The sequence below is a fragment of the Eubacterium sp. 14-2 genome (genome assembly GCF_000403845.2).
Taxonomy (GTDB): domain Bacteria; phylum Bacillota; class Clostridia; order Lachnospirales; family Lachnospiraceae; genus Petralouisia.
The window spans coordinates 2,060,209-2,074,321 of record NZ_KE159567.1; the positions used below are offsets into that span (position 1 = coordinate 2,060,209).

At 46.2% G+C, this 14,113-nt stretch carries 15 protein-coding genes; 4 read left to right on the forward strand and 11 right to left on the reverse strand.

Features of this window, described 5'->3' with window-relative positions; all coding sequences use genetic code 11:
- Positions 1–124 precede the first annotated feature (124 nt).
- The 5 genes from C805_RS16625 to C805_RS16645 form a co-directional block, all read right to left on the reverse strand.
- Complete coding sequence (locus C805_RS16625) at positions 125–1,045, reverse strand: dihydrodipicolinate synthase family protein (RefSeq protein ID WP_016215080.1); 921 nt, start codon at positions 1,043–1,045, stop codon at positions 125–127.
- Between the two features lie 43 nt (positions 1,046–1,088).
- Positions 1,089–1,541: a NanQ anomerase/TabA/YiaL family protein gene (locus tag C805_RS16630; protein WP_016215081.1), complete on the reverse strand. Its 453-nt coding sequence runs from the start codon at positions 1,539–1,541 to the stop codon at positions 1,089–1,091.
- A gap of 46 nt (positions 1,542–1,587) precedes the next feature.
- Complete coding sequence (locus C805_RS16635; RefSeq protein ID WP_016215082.1) at positions 1,588–2,490, reverse strand: carbohydrate ABC transporter permease; 903 nt, start codon at positions 2,488–2,490, stop codon at positions 1,588–1,590.
- Positions 2,491–2,507: 17 nt separating this feature from the next.
- Positions 2,508–3,404: a carbohydrate ABC transporter permease gene (locus C805_RS16640; RefSeq protein WP_016215083.1), complete on the reverse strand. Its 897-nt coding sequence runs from the start codon at positions 3,402–3,404 to the stop codon at positions 2,508–2,510.
- Between the two features lie 270 nt (positions 3,405–3,674).
- Positions 3,675–5,051 carry an ABC transporter substrate-binding protein gene (locus C805_RS16645; RefSeq protein WP_016215084.1) on the reverse strand — a complete coding sequence of 459 codons (1,377 nt, stop codon included), beginning with the start codon at positions 5,049–5,051 and terminating at the stop codon, positions 3,675–3,677.
- A 249-nt stretch (positions 5,052–5,300) separates the two neighbouring features.
- On the opposite strand from C805_RS16645, the gene nagB reads away from it, so the two are divergent.
- The 4 genes from nagB to C805_RS16665 all read left to right on the forward strand — a co-directional run bounded on the left by nagB (position 5,301) and on the right by C805_RS16665 (position 9,084).
- A complete protein-coding gene (nagB, locus tag C805_RS16650; protein WP_016215085.1) occupies positions 5,301–6,050 on the forward strand; it encodes a glucosamine-6-phosphate deaminase in 750 nt (249 codons plus the stop codon).
- 14 nt (positions 6,051–6,064) lie between these two features.
- Positions 6,065–7,210: an N-acetylglucosamine-6-phosphate deacetylase gene (gene nagA / locus C805_RS16655; protein WP_016215086.1), complete on the forward strand. Its 1,146-nt coding sequence runs from the start codon at positions 6,065–6,067 to the stop codon at positions 7,208–7,210.
- Between the two features lie 31 nt (positions 7,211–7,241).
- Positions 7,242–8,129: an ROK family protein gene (locus C805_RS16660; protein WP_016215087.1), complete on the forward strand. Its 888-nt coding sequence runs from the start codon at positions 7,242–7,244 to the stop codon at positions 8,127–8,129.
- 97 nt (positions 8,130–8,226) lie between these two features.
- Positions 8,227–9,084, forward strand: a complete 858-nt coding sequence (locus C805_RS16665; RefSeq protein ID WP_016215088.1) for a MurR/RpiR family transcriptional regulator — start codon at positions 8,227–8,229, stop codon at positions 9,082–9,084.
- 152 nt (positions 9,085–9,236) lie between these two features.
- Here the strand turns inward: C805_RS16665 and C805_RS16670 are convergent, their stop codons facing one another.
- The 6 genes from C805_RS16670 to C805_RS16690 form a co-directional block, all read right to left on the reverse strand.
- Complete coding sequence (locus tag C805_RS16670) at positions 9,237–10,598, reverse strand: FAD-dependent oxidoreductase (protein ID WP_016215089.1); 1,362 nt, start codon at positions 10,596–10,598, stop codon at positions 9,237–9,239.
- 91 nt (positions 10,599–10,689) lie between these two features.
- The gene (locus tag C805_RS16675) at positions 10,690–11,880 is read right to left on the reverse strand and encodes an ABC transporter permease subunit (protein WP_016215090.1); all 1,191 of its coding nucleotides are present in this window, start codon (positions 11,878–11,880) and stop codon (positions 10,690–10,692) included.
- Positions 11,877–12,653 carry an ABC transporter ATP-binding protein gene (locus C805_RS16680; protein ID WP_016215091.1) on the reverse strand — a complete coding sequence of 259 codons (777 nt, stop codon included), beginning with the start codon at positions 12,651–12,653 and terminating at the stop codon, positions 11,877–11,879. Before C805_RS16680 ends, C805_RS16675 begins: the two co-directional genes overlap by 4 nt.
- A 75-nt stretch (positions 12,654–12,728) precedes the next feature.
- Positions 12,729–13,313: a DUF2812 domain-containing protein gene (locus tag C805_RS25335; RefSeq protein ID WP_016215092.1), complete on the reverse strand. Its 585-nt coding sequence runs from the start codon at positions 13,311–13,313 to the stop codon at positions 12,729–12,731.
- Positions 13,310–13,678 (reverse strand): PadR family transcriptional regulator, encoded by a 369-nt coding sequence (locus C805_RS16685; RefSeq protein ID WP_081640330.1) that lies wholly within the window; start codon positions 13,676–13,678, stop codon positions 13,310–13,312. The genes C805_RS25335 and C805_RS16685 overlap by 4 nt, the downstream gene beginning before the upstream one ends.
- A gap of 174 nt (positions 13,679–13,852) precedes the next feature.
- Positions 13,853–14,113: hypothetical protein (locus C805_RS16690; RefSeq protein ID WP_016215094.1), on the reverse strand; the 261-nt coding region annotated here is incomplete at its 5' end.

Genomic DNA, 14,113 nt, shown 5'->3' on the forward strand with positions numbered 1-14,113 from the left:
GGCTCAGACTTATGAACTGCTGTTTTCAAACCATGGTTTCCAACATTTTTACATTTTCCGGCATTTCATTCAAATACCGCTGCGCACGGAATGTCAGGTTCCCGTGCGCAGCTGTGTAAAACACCTACCGGCAGTATTCATCCATTGCCCTGTCAATCAGAGCCACACATTTTCTGACCTGCTCTGCATCTTCCGGAATCAGTGACGGAAGGGGTTTTCTCACGCCTCCCAAATCCATTCCTTCCCGGATTTTCAGGATTTCTTTAATTACGCCATACAGATTTCCATGACAGGCGCACATTGCATAAATTACTTCATTTGCAGCATACTGCACTTTCCGGGCTTCTTCCAGATTTCCTGCTTTCACCAGTTCTTCTATTTTCAGATAAAGCTCCGGCATTACCCCATAAGTACCGCCGATTCCTCCGTCTGCCCCAATGGCAAGGCCGGAAACAAGCTGTTCGTCCGGTCCGTTGAACACTACAAAGTCTTCTCCGCCTTCTGCCTTGAACATCTGAATGTCCTGAACCGGCATGGAGCTGTTCTTCACTGCCGCCACCCGCGGATTTTTTCTCATTTCCCGGAACAGGGGCATGGTCAGTGCAACACCTGCAAGCTGGGGAATATTATAGATTACAAAATCCGTATTCGGCGCTTTGGCAGAGATATCATTCCAGTATTCGGCAATGGCATATTCCGGCAGATGGAAATAAATGGGAGGAATTGCCGCAATAGCATCTGCTCCAAGGCTTTCCGCATGAGCTGCAAGTTCCCGGCTGTCTGCCGTGTTATTGCAGGCCACATGGGCAATCACCGTCAGTTTTCCTTCTGCGGCTTTCATCACATGTTCCAGCGTCAGTTTCCGGTCTGCAACGGTCTGGTAAATGCATTCTCCGGAGGAACCGCCCACATAGACACCTTTGACACCTTTTTTTACCATATGCCTGGTTAAAAGTTCCACCCGTTCTCCGTCTACCTTCCCATGTTCATCGTAACATGCATAAAATGCCGGGATAATTCCCTGATATTTTTCTGTATTTTTCATTTCTTTCCCTCACTCTTCAAAGCTGTTCAATCAACTGTCAACCTTAACCTGTATATACTTTCACTACTGCCTTTTTTACTGCGGAGGGTTCTTTGACCGCAAGTTTCACTTTATGGGCATCCTCCGGCAGGGTAATCAGTACCTTTCCCGGCGTCAGATGCATATAGTGCTCCACCGCACCTCCAACTTCCATAAGATCTGCTTCTTTATTCAAAGATTTTACTGTAACTGCAGAAAGCTCCGAAACGCCCACCATTTCCTCTCCGATGATGGTCATATGGATATCCGCATACTTTTCATGGGCTTCAAAAAATGCCTGGTCTTCCGGAATGGTATCGTATTCGAACACATTCAGATAAATCAGATTACCGTCAATCTCATAATGGCCCGCGTCCAGATTTTCCAGTGGATGGCTGCACAGATACTCAATGGCTCTGTCCAGACATTTTCCCAGTCCAAGATAGCGTTTCAGACTGTTAAGTTCTGTATAAATCAATACATCGCCCCCTGTCCTTCCAATCGTCTGTGTCCGCTTCGGACGTCTAGCCTTTTACCGCACCCATGGTAATTCCCTTTGTAAAGTATTTCTGGAAAACCAGGAATACGATAATAATCGGAATTGCTGCCAGAGATGCACCTGCCATAATCAGTCCAAAATCCGTTGCATTTTCTGCCTGCAGTTTGGCGATACCAAGAGAAATGGTCAGTGTATCGGTACTGCTCAGCATAATCAACTGCATGAAGTAGTCATTCCATGAATTGATAAAGGTAAAAATTGCCAGAGCGCCGATTCCCGGTTTGATCAGGGGAAGGGCAATGGTATAGAAAGTTTTCCATTCTCCTGCTCCGTCTATTCTGGCCGCCTCCATCATTTCTCCTGGAATACCTTCCGCAAACTGTTTCATCAGGAATACGCCGAACGGCCATCCTACAATGGGGAAAATCACCGCCCAGATCGTATTGTACAGTTCCAGGGAAGACATTTCACGCAGCAGCGGAATCAGAATGACCTGTTTCGGCAGTGCCATGGCACATACAATCAGAGAAAACATAATAGTACGTCCCACAAAGCGTTTCTTTGCCAGCGCATAACCTGCCATAGCTGCGGTAATACAGGTAAGAATCATGGATGCCACTGCCATAAACACGGTATTCAACAGCCAGCGCATTGCTGCCGGTACCTCCGGCCCTGCAAAACTGGCGTCTGTAAAGGGAATGCGAATCTCCCACAGAGGCGCTACCTGCCGGCTAAACAGTTTCTGATAATTATCCATTACCCATTCCTGAGGCCACCACTGAGGCGTTGTGGAATTGATCGCAGCAGGAGTTTTAAAAGACCCTGTAATAATCCAGTAAAGAGGAAATGCAAATGCAATAGCAAAAATCGCGATAATAATTACGGAAATCACTTTGTATCCGCCGGTTCGATTTAATTTTTTATCCATAATACAATCCTCCTCCCTTATTCTGATTTTGCCATCTTAAACTGTACTGCAGAAAGAACTGCAATGATAATTGCCAGGATTACGCCCATGGCATTTCCATAACCGTAACGATACAGTTTAAATGCATTGTAATAAATGTAGTACATAATCGTATCTGTGCTGTGATTTGGTCCGCCGCTGGTCAGAAGCTGAATCAATGCAAAACACTGGAAACTGTTAATAGTGGTAATTACCAGTATGTACAAAGTGGTGGGCATAATCTGAGGCCATTTGATTTTCCAGAAACACTGCATTTTTGTAGCACCATCCACTTCGGCAGCTTCCACCAGAGACTGGTCCACATTATTCAGGGCTGATACATACAGCACGATGGGCTGGCCCACAGAGGTGGTGAGAAGAATCAGGATAATGCACCCAAGAGCAAACCTTTCATCTCCCAGCCAGTTGATATTCTGCTTTAACAGCCCTGTACTGGTTCCCACATAATTAAAGATACCATAGTAATTATTGAACATCCATTTCCATACCACCGTAACCGCAACAGAACCTGTTACCACCGGAAGATAGAAAATGCAGCGAAATGCCGAGCAGACCGGCCCTTTCAGATCATAGATAACCGAACTTACCCAAAGAGAGAAAATACAGGTAACCGGAACAGAAACAATCACGATGATAAAGGTATTTTTCAACGCCCCCATGAAAATTTCATCCTGAAACAGTTCTGTATAATTGGCAAATCCTACAAAAATATCCTCCCGATTCATGGTTGAATCAAAAAAACTGGTGAATACGCACTGTACCATGGGATAAATGACAAAGCCCAGAAAGAAAATCAGGCTGGGAATCATAAAGGCATATCCTGCAATGGTTTCCCGGCGCACCAGCGCTCTGCTCATGGGATTCTTCTTATTCATTAAAAGTTCCCCCTTTCCACATCCTTCAAAATTTTATAAAAAAGAATTTCGTTTTACGAAATTCTGCGCCGCAAATGCGTCGCCCTGGCGACATATTTCCTTTGCATTTGCGTGTGCATCTTTGTTTTTATCTTACAGGAAAGACACTTTCATGATTTAGCGTGACAAGGTCTTACCTGTTAAGATAAAAAACACCCCTTCCCTCAGATATTCACTCTTCGGGAAGGGGCGCAAATTCCATTCAAAATATCAGAATCTCTGCACTGCTTCCTATTCTGCCGCGCCGGCCGCTGCAGCATTTGCGGTACTTACAAATTCATCTACCGCTGCTTTCACATCGGTTCCTGTTCCGAGCTTCTGAAGCATATTCCACCATGCGGTACGTGCTTCTGCCCATCCGCCGACAACCTGATAGTAATCACCCATAAACGGAATGAATTTGGAATACTCTGTCATCAGTTCATCGCCTTCGTAGATATTGCCCAGATCTTTTACCGGCCAGTAGCTGGATGCTTTTACGCTCTCAACAACCTGTGTCTCATCATTTGCCATGAAGTCGATAAAGGTTTTCGCTGCTTCGATTTTGGCTGCATCGCCGTTATCGAAGATACCGAATCCCCAGATACCGCCGCAAAGCTGCGGATCTCCGCTTTCAGTGGGGAATGCCATCGGAAGAACATCAAAGCTGAGATTCTCCGCATTATTCTTTTCCTGAGAAACGTTCCAGCAGAATGCCATTGCCAGTGTACCATTGCAGAACAGGTTGATTTCGTCGCCGCCCTGGATAGAAGCGTCAAAGGTAATTCCTTCCATTCCGTTTAACAGTTCCAGTGCTTTGATATTTTCAGCGCTGCCTGCTGTATACTCTGTATGTTCCGGATTGGTAAATGTTCCACCGTACAGGTTGTTAACCAGTGCACGTGTTCCCTGGTCGCCGCCCTGGCCGCCGCAGTAAACTGCTCCTACCTGTGCCTGACCGGAAGCTGCAACTGCTTCTACTGCTTTCTGGAAATTCTCAGTTGTCCAGGTTCCTTTTTCCGCATCCAGATACTGAAGTGCGTCTGCTTTTTCAAAAATGTCCTTGTTGATTGCCATGGTATGTGCTGTCATACACAGGGGATATTCATAGAATACACCGTCATTGTTCTGACATGCATTTTCCACAGAATCGTAGATTGCTTCTTTGGCTTCGTCAGTCCACAAATCGGAAAGGTCTACCATCAGTCCCTTTGCTCCCCAGTTTGCCACCAGACGCTCCGGTCCTTCCATTACAAGATCCGGTGCTTTTCCGCCTTCGATTGCAGTGTTAATCTGGTCGTCGCCATTGGTATAGTCCAGATACTCCACAGTTACATTGATGTCCGGATGAGCCTTGTTAAAGTTTGCAATCAGACCGTCTACCGTAGCGGAATCACCCCAGTTTCCAATAGGATATGTCCACAGTGTGATATCTGTGCTGTCTCCGGATGCTGTGGCCCCGTCATCGCTTTCGCTGTCTTCCCCCTGGCTGCTGTCTTCCTTCTGAGCACTGCTGTCTTCCTTCTGGGTGGTATCTTCTTTCTTGTCTCCGCCGCTGTTTCCGCAGGCTGCAACAGAAAACGCCATCACACAGCTTAACGCCAGTGCCAGAATTTTACGATACTTCATAATACATCCTCCTTTTCTGCACATGAACTTACCTCAGTTAGCTCATGTTATGTATTTTGTAATTTCATAATATAGTCACCTTCGTCATTTGTCAATAGATTTTTGAAAATATTTTTCATTTTATTTTATTTTTGAAAATTTCTAACATTTATTTTCCTGTTTTATTGAAAGAAAGCCACAGGTATGGTATAATGGCGGCAGATACTTATTAACTTTTCATCTGTTTTCAAAAATCAAATGGGGGTTATCATGAAAATTTACAAGACAAAAGACTATGATGCAATGAGCCGTAAAGCGGCTGACATTATTTCCGCACAGATTATTATGAAACCGAACTGTGTTCTGGGCCTTGCTACCGGTTCCACACCAGTCGGCGCCTACCGCCAGCTTGTGGAATGGTACAATCAGGGAGTTCTGGATTTTTCAGAGGTCACCACTGTCAATCTGGATGAATACAAAGGACTTCCCCGTGACAACGACCAGAGTTATTACTACTTTATGAATGAACATCTGTTTAAAAAAGTAAATATTGACAAAAGCAGAACTTTCCTGCCTGATGGAATGGAAGCTGACAGCGAAACCGCCTGCAGAACCTACAATGAAATCATTCACGCAACCGGCGGTGTGGATCTTCAGCTCCTGGGACTCGGACACAACGGCCATATCGGTTTCAATGAACCGGATACTTCCTATGCTAAGGAAACCCACTGCGTAACTTTGTCTGAGCGGACCATCCAGGCGAACATGCGGTTTTTCGCTTCTGAACAGGATGTGCCCCGGCAGGCCTATACCATGGGTATAAAGACCATCATGTCCGCCCGCAGTATTCTGGTTGTGGTTTCCGGAGAGGATAAGGCTGAGATTGTAAAAACTGCATTTTTCGGTCCGGTAACACCTCAGGTTCCCGCTTCCATCCTGCAGTTCCACAGCAATGTGACTCTGGTGGCTGATGAAGGCGCTCTGTCTCAGTGTCCCGCTCTCTTTCATTCTGCAAAATAGAAAGGCAAATCATTATGACTGTAAAACATAAAATTATTCACGGACAGGTATTTCAGGAGGACGGTGTATTTTCTCCGGGAACTGTTTATATCTGCAGTGACAGAATTGTATCTGAAGAAGAATACCAGGCTGCAGAAGGAGAAGAAACCGTTACCGATGCTTCCGGCAGCTATGTGATTCCCGGACTGACAGATATTCATTTTCACGGCTGCATGGGCAAAGACTGCTGTGACGGTACAACAGAGGCATTCCGCACCATTGCCGAATATGAACTCCGGCAGGGAGTCACCTCCATTACTCCTGCCACCATGACCATGTCTGAAGAAGTCCTCTCTCAGATCTGCCAGACAGCCAGAGATTTTTCCTGTCCCAACGGAGCTGATTTCTGCGGGCTGTATATGGAAGGGCCTTTTATCAGTCTGGAAAAAAAGGGTGCTCAGAATGCAGCCTATATTCATCCGGCAGATACCGCCATGCTGAAACGCCTGCAGGATATTTCCGGAGGCTGCATCCGCACCGTTGTGGTTGCGCCGGAGACAGAAGGAGCCATGGAATTTATCCGTGAAAACAGCGGAACCATCAATATTTCGCTGGCTCACACCACTGCCGATTATGAGACATCCAAAGAAGCGTTCTCTCTGGGCGCCTCCCAGCTTACCCATATGTACAACGCCATGCCGCCCCTCACTCACCGGGCTCCCGGTCCCATCGGAGCTGCTGCGGAACAGGAACACTGTATGGCGGAACTGATCTGCGACGGTGTGCACATCCATCCTTCAGTGGTTCGTGCCTCTTTCAAACTCTTCGGTGACGACAGAATTATTTTAATCAGTGACAGTATGCGGGCTGCCGGCATGGAAGACGGTTCTTACGACCTGGGCGGGCAGACCGTGAATGTCAGCGGTAATCTGGCTGTACTTGAGGACGGTACGATTGCCGGCTCTGTAACAAACCTGATGGACTGCCTGCGCACTGCTGTAAAAGACATGGATATCCCTCTGGAAAGCGCAGTGAAATGTGCGGCTGCCAATCCGATAAAAGCCATTGGACTCTGGAAAGACTACGGCAGTCTGACGCCAGGCAAATACGCCAATCTGGCTGTGCTGGATGAAGCTCTGAATCTCAAACAGGTCATTCACAGAGGCGTATCTGTATTTTAAATCTGTTTACCAGCACATAAGGAGGACTATTATGGCCACAATGGTACTTGATATCGGCGGCACTGCCATCAAATCCGGTCTGTATCAGGACGGAAGGTTATCCGAAATCCGTGAAACCGCCACAGAAGCCAGAAAAGGCGCTGCTCACGTAATTAATCGGGTCATGGAAATCATTCGGGAATATACAAATATATGTTCTTTTGAAAAAATCGGCATCAGCACTGCCGGACAGGTGGACCCGGCCAGAGGCTGTATTATTTATGCTAATGAAAACCTTCCAGGTTACACCGGAACCATGTTAAAAGACCTGATGGAACAGGAATTTCATGTTCCCACCGCTGTACAGAACGATGTAAATGCAGCAGCCATCGGAGAGGCTGTATTCGGAGCGGGGCGCGGAGAGAAAAATTTCGTCTGCCTGACTTATGGAACCGGTGTGGGAGGCGCCATTTTCACAGACGGAAAACTCTGTCAGGGATGCAGCTGCTCTGCCGGGGAATTTGGCGGAATCATTGTTCATCCTCAGGACCGGAACCCGGACGCAGATATTTTTTCCGGATGTTATGAGCGTTATGCTTCCACCACTGCTCTGGTAAAAGCTGCCACGGAACTGGATCCTGCCCTCTCCAGCGGGAGGGCTGTCTTTGAACGACAGCAGGAACCTCAGGTTCGGCAAATCATAGACTGTTGGATTATGGAAATTGTATATGGTCTGATTTCCATTGTTCACACGCTCAATCCGGCCTGTGCAATTCTGGGAGGCGGCGTTATGGAACAGTCCTCTCTGCTGCAGCAGGTGCAGGAAAAACTGTATCAGAATCTGATCCCCAGCTTCCGCCACATTCAGATCAAAAAGGCAGAGCTGGGCAATCAGGCAGGTATGCTGGGAGCCGCTGTCCTGGACAGCTTCTCTCCCTGACCAAAACCGCACAGAAAGGCTGCTGAAAGCAGCCTTTTCCCTTAAAAAAAACAGTCCTCAGACCCTGAATTACCGTCACATCAAAGGAGGCGATATTTTGAACGGCAATATTCTGGAATACATCACGGAACAATATCATTCCCTCACACGCTCCGGTAAAAAACTGGCAGATTACATTTTTACCAACACTTCCAACACCCAGTACCTTTCTATTTCCACACTGGCAGAAAACAGCGGCGTTTCTGAGGCTTCTATCACACGTTTCTGCCACAGTCTGGGACTGTCAGGGTACAATGACTTTAAACTGGCGCTGGCAAAAGCAGCTTATGTCACCGACCTGGGGGACCCTTCTGATTCTCCGGAGACCATAACCTCTGAGGATACCGTAAGCAGCGTTTTTCATAAACTCCATGCTTCCAATGTACTTTCTCTGAATGAAACACTGGAGCTTCTGGATGAAAGAGACGTCTCAAAGGCTGTAGATCTGCTCTCCTGTGCAGACCGGATTTTCTGTCTTGGTCAGGGCGGAAGCATGGTTATGGCCATGGAGGCCTGGGCACGTTTTTCCACAGCCTCCTCACGCTTTGTCCATATTTCAGATTCCCACATGCAGGCCATCAATATTGCACTGGCAACCTCCGAAGATGTAATTTTATTTTTTTCCTATTCCGGCTCCACCAAAGATATGGAAGATATTATGAATATTGCCCAGGCCCGGAATATTCCCATTATACTGATTACCCATTTTCCAAAATCACGGGCGGCAGAATTTGCAGATGTTATCCTGCTCTGCGGTTATAATGAGAGTCCTCTTCAGTCCGGGTCCGTGGCCGCCAAAGTGGGGCAGCTTTTCCTGATTGAATGTCTTTTTTATGTATTCTGTAAGCGCAACCCGGAACTGTTTGCAGCAGCCAGATCTTCCACTGCGGAAGCCATTACCCGGAAACTGCTGTAAAAAGTATGGAAAACTGGCGATTATCAACTGATATTCATCCACATCCAAAATATCAACAGCCGGACTGTTCAAAGTCCGGCTGTAACTGGTTCAGCACTTTTCTCTCAGCATAAAACTGTGTTCCATTCCATATGAAAATTTTAAACTCAGCATCATCTTGTCAGTCCATGCCTGGCAGGACCGTTTATCAGTTTTCCATCTGATGTGAAACAGGAGCCATGACAAGGGCATTCCCAGGTGTGTTCATCCGCATTTTCTTCCAGTTTACATCCCATATGAGGGCATTTACCCGGAAATTTCTCCATGGAAACAGCCTGTCTGGAAAGCCCCTTCACAGCCTGAATGGCATTTTCTGTAAAATTTTCAGACAGGGCTGACACCGGAAAACGCTGGGGCGTAAAAACTTCCTCATCTACATGGGTTTTTCCGGAAATCATATCAGAAATTATGGATGCCGCCGCCATGGAAGATGTCATGCCCCATTTTCCAAATCCTGTGGCTACATACCAGTTCGGTATTTCCGAAGAAAAATAACCGATATAAGGTACTTTATCCATGGGCATACAGTCCTGTGCAGACCAGCAGGCAATCTCTCTGCTGTTCGGAAAGTATTCCCGGCCTTTTTGCCGGAGTATCTCATATTTTCCGCCGGAACTGTTCTCACCGGTACGATGGCCTCCGCCGCCCAGAAGCAGAATCCGTCTCCCGTCCTTTTCCATGGTCCGGAAGGAATATCCTTCTGTTCCTGCTCCCAGATACATGCCTTCCATGGGCTCCCATTCTGATATGTCCAGTGCAATCACATAACTTCTCTCCTGATGCATCCGCAGAAAATAATATCCCGGCACTACCTGCCAGGGATAGTGAACAGCAAATACCACATGCTGCCCTTCCACCATACCCTGTTGGGTAAACACACAGTTATTTTCCACACGTACCACTTTGGATTCCTCGTAAACTGTTAATTTTTCACTGATTTTTCTGATAAACTCCAGCGGATGAAATCTGGCCTGATTCTCAAAGCGTACTGCTCCCTCCACCGGAAAAGGCAGTTCTGTTTCCCTGGTAAAGGATGATGGAATTCCCAGGGACCTGGCTGTCTCTGCTTCCTGTTCCAGTTCCTCTCTTCTTCCTTCCTCTCTGGTATAAAGAAAAGCAGGACAACGCTTAAACTGACAGTCTATGTCCTCTTTTTCTATAATGCGGGCATAGGTTTCAATGGCCTGCTGGTTGGCATGGGCATACATTCCTGCCTTTTCCATGCCGAATTTTTCCTGTAAATATCCATAAATCAGGTTATGCTGGGACGTGATTTTGGCGGTGGTATTGCAGGTCTGCCCGCCTGCAATACGTCCCGCTTCCAGTACCACCGTCTCCAGGCCCTGTTCCTGAAGAAGATAAGCCGTCAGAAGCCCCGCCATACCGCCGCCCAGCACCACCACTTCTGTGTGAAGTTCTTTTTCCAGTTTTTCCCTGCGGGGAATTTCAATATTTTTCTTCCAGACAGATTCCATACCGTACCTCTCTTTTTTACTCCGTAGTATGTCTCTGTCTTTCTGAAATATGCATAAAACCCGTTACCGCTGAAATATACAACAGGTTTTTCTACCTGGAAAACATGATTTTTTCACTGTCAAACATTTTCTTAAGAACAAATACTCCGATTCCGGCATAACAGATATTGGACGCTACCGTTACAGCAATATTTACCATGTTCATATTCAGTGAAAAAATACCGTTCATGCACTGCACGCTGTTGTACAGCGGAAGCAGGAACCATACTGGTTCTGTCCTGCAGAGACTTTCCACCATGGAAGTGATTCCCAGAAGCATGGAAACAATCATAATGGGGGTAACCCATCCGGATGCTTCTTTTACGTTTTTGGCAAAGGCGGACACAATGGAAACGATGGCAACAATCACCAGAACGGTTGAAAGAATCACCAGAAGCAGCATCAGATAATCCTGTATCCCGTAAACATTTGCATTTACGCTTCCTGAGTCACCCATCAGTTTGGGCAGTGACAGCATGGTGCCAAGGAAACTGGAAAGACCGCTCAAAAGGGCTATAAAACTTAAACTCAAAATTTTCCCCAGAGCCAGATGTCCTCGTTTCATGGGTGTTACCAGCAGGGTTGCAATGGTTCCCCGCTCTTTTTCACCGGCAATGGATTCCGGCGCAATGGCCATACATCCGCTGAACAGAAAAGCCATCATCAGCATGGGTATCATCATGGAAAACATCTTTGCAGAGATATCTTCCTCAGAAGCCAGATCGTACCCTTCTTCGCCGGGATTTACATCGAACTTATTGGCCAGAGCAGATTCATAACTGTCTAACATCCGTGTCATCATAACATAGGCTGACTGGGAATCCGTATCGCTGGAATTGTAGTAAACCTCAACTGCAGGGGCGGGCTGTCCGGAGGACACATCATATTCTGCCACCTTTGTATCAAAGTCTTCCGGAAAAGATACCAGGAGATGATACTCGCCCTCTCCCTCTGACAGGGATTCCAGTGCAGTTTCCTTTTCCTGTGCTCCTGACAGTTCCGTATATTCCATGGGAATATCCTGATCCCACACAGGTTTCATGCTTTCCGGCAGAGATTCCACCTGAACTTTTGCCTTAAAATCCTCAGAATCCTCATACTGGGAGGCAAATCCCTGGCCCATCAGAGAATACATGAGATAAATCATCAGTCCTGGCATAAGCAGCGTGGTAAGCACCATTCGTTTATCGGTAAAAAATCGTGTCAGCTCTTTCTTCATTACTGTTATCATGTTGCTTTTCATACGGTCTCACCTGCTCTTTCTGCATAAATATCAAAAAATTTTTCTTCCAGGGATTTTTCTTCTGTCAGATGCTCCAGCGTGTCACAGACCACCATGGTTCCGTCAATAACAATACCCACCCGGTCGCATATTTTTTCAATCAGGCTGAAAATATGGGTGGATACCACAATGGTTTTGCCCTGTCCTTTCAGCTCCAGCAGGAAGTCAGTCACTACTTTTGCTGTCAGTACGTCCAGTCCGTTGGTTGGCTCGTCAAAAATGATAATATCCGGGTTATGTACAATGGAAATTACCAGAGATACCTTCTGTTTCATACCTGTGGAAAGATTTGCCACCTTCACTTCCGCAAATTCTGAAATCTGGAATTTGTCAAACAGTTCCCTCTTCCGCTTTGCAGCCGTTTCTCTGTTCACTCCATGAAGATCTGAAAAGAAATCAAACAGATAATTGGGAGTGAAAAATTCTTCCAGTTTCAGTTCACTGGTAAGAAATCCGATTTTGCTGCGGACTCCGGAAGGATTTTTCACTACGCTGGTTCCGTCCACCAGCACATCTCCTGCATCCGGCGTAATCAGAGACGCCATCATACGCAATGTGGTGGTTTTTCCGGCACCATTAGAACCAAGGAGCCCAAAAACTTCTCCCTGATATGCGGTAAAACTCAGATGATTGACCGCCACCTTTTCCTTTTCCTTTGTTTTTTGAATTTTCTGCTGTTTTGCGGAAATTTTAAAAGTCTTCTTTAAATCCCGCACCTGTAGTAATTCTTTCATACTCATTCCTTTCTTCATGCATCCATGTATTATTGTACTATTTATATAATACAATAATACATATTAAGGTTTCTGTCAAGGAGAAATTTTTTTCCGTTTCAGATGATATATTTTTATGGTAAAACGGACTGCCATAACCAGGAACAAAAGGGTTGCAGCGTAACTGACCGCCAGAGGCAGCAGCCAGAGAAAATCACCGCTGGTGAAAAAATTCCATCCTGAAGGCAGCAGAGATTCCCTGACATAATCCCAGGAACTGCAGGTATTGGATACACTGATTCCTGCACAATACAGTAAAAATACCAGAAACAGCAGCCGAATCCGCCGGTACAGCCGAATCTGGGAATCCGCATCTGTGTACAGCCTGAATGCTCCTTTCTCTGTTTCTTTTCGGAAAATGACCCATACTGCCCAGGAACACACATATTCTGCTCCGGTGGCTTCCACAAATTCAATATATTCCCTCCTGGCTTCCCCACGTCTGACAAACATTCCGGAAATTTCCGGCAGATCTACCTGATAGGTATATTTTCCTGGTTCACATGGTTCAAACGTAAAAACTCCCAGAAAAAAACCTGTCATGGCCCATCCCTGGCCAGTCATTTTATTCAGCCAGGCTTCTTCTTTCTCTTTGTCATAATATAATCTGAATTTTCTCATGATATTCCTCCCAGAGTAACCTGTGCTGCCGGCAGACACTCTTCGCTTAAAATCTCCGGTTCCAAAACCTTAACTGACCATACCTGTCTGCCGTTTTCCACCAGTTCCTCCAGTCTTCTGACTTCCTGCTGCAAAGCCAGCAGTCCCCGCTCTGTCAGAATATACTGTTTCTTCTTCCTTGACTTCTTATCTTCACTGTACAGCCGAATCCACTGCTTATCCAACAATGTATTGATGGCCCCGTAGAGAGTTCCGGCTCCCAGTTCCAGTCTTCCTCCCGTCAGTTCCAACGTATTTTGAATAATTCCGTATCCGTGGTTGGGCCTCTGCAGGGATAAAAGAATATAATAGACTGCTTCTGTCATTGCAGCCTGTTTTTCTGCCAAAGTTCTCACCCCCTGTTTCTTATTTATCAATACCCGATATATCGTCATTCGACATATCAAATATATCAGACAACGATATATCTGTCAAGGATATATGGAACAAAAAAGGCGCAAAGCCTTTTTATTAAAAGAACTTCGCGCTTTTTTATCATACTATTCTTCTCCGGTCTTCGGACTCTTTCGCTTATCGGAATTACTGTCGTCTTCATCTGTTCCGCTGTCTGTGGTGACCGGATTCTCTTTCTTCTTAATCTCTGCGGTCTCTCTCTCTTTCCAGGTTTTCTCTCCCTTTTCCTCTGAACGGGCACTGTCTTTCCCGTTCTCCGGCTGGTCAACTACCACCACATAGTCCGATGCATGGGAGAAGGAAAGGCTGATATTTCCGTCTTCTCCGATCTGCCCCGCATTCCGGAA

Excerpts from the sequence above, each read along its gene's own strand:
- C805_RS16645 (WP_016215084.1), bottom strand. The coding sequence starts at position 5,051 with ATGAAGTATCGTAAAATTCTGGCACTGGCGTTAAGCTGTGTGATGGCG.
- C805_RS16685 (WP_081640330.1), bottom strand. The coding sequence starts at position 13,678 with ATGACAGAAGCAGTCTATTATATTCTTTTATCCCTGCAGAGGCCCAAC.
- C805_RS16670 (WP_016215089.1), bottom strand. The coding sequence starts at position 10,598 with ATGGAATCTGTCTGGAAGAAAAATATTGAAATTCCCCGCAGGGAAAAA.
- C805_RS25335 (WP_016215092.1), bottom strand. The coding sequence starts at position 13,313 with ATGAGAAAATTCAGATTATATTATGACAAAGAGAAAGAAGAAGCCTGG.
- C805_RS16625 (WP_016215080.1), bottom strand. The coding sequence starts at position 1,045 with ATGAAAAATACAGAAAAATATCAGGGAATTATCCCGGCATTTTATGCA.
- C805_RS16680 (WP_016215091.1), bottom strand. The coding sequence starts at position 12,653 with ATGAAAGAATTACTACAGGTGCGGGATTTAAAGAAGACTTTTAAAATT.
- C805_RS16640 (WP_016215083.1), bottom strand. The coding sequence starts at position 3,404 with ATGAATAAGAAGAATCCCATGAGCAGAGCGCTGGTGCGCCGGGAAACC.
- nagB (WP_016215085.1), top strand. The coding sequence starts at position 5,301 with ATGAAAATTTACAAGACAAAAGACTATGATGCAATGAGCCGTAAAGCG.
- nagA (WP_016215086.1), top strand. The coding sequence starts at position 6,065 with ATGACTGTAAAACATAAAATTATTCACGGACAGGTATTTCAGGAGGAC.
- C805_RS16660 (WP_016215087.1), top strand. The coding sequence starts at position 7,242 with ATGGCCACAATGGTACTTGATATCGGCGGCACTGCCATCAAATCCGGT.
- C805_RS16675 (WP_016215090.1), bottom strand. The coding sequence starts at position 11,880 with ATGAAAAGCAACATGATAACAGTAATGAAGAAAGAGCTGACACGATTT.
- C805_RS16635 (WP_016215082.1), bottom strand. The coding sequence starts at position 2,490 with ATGGATAAAAAATTAAATCGAACCGGCGGATACAAAGTGATTTCCGTA.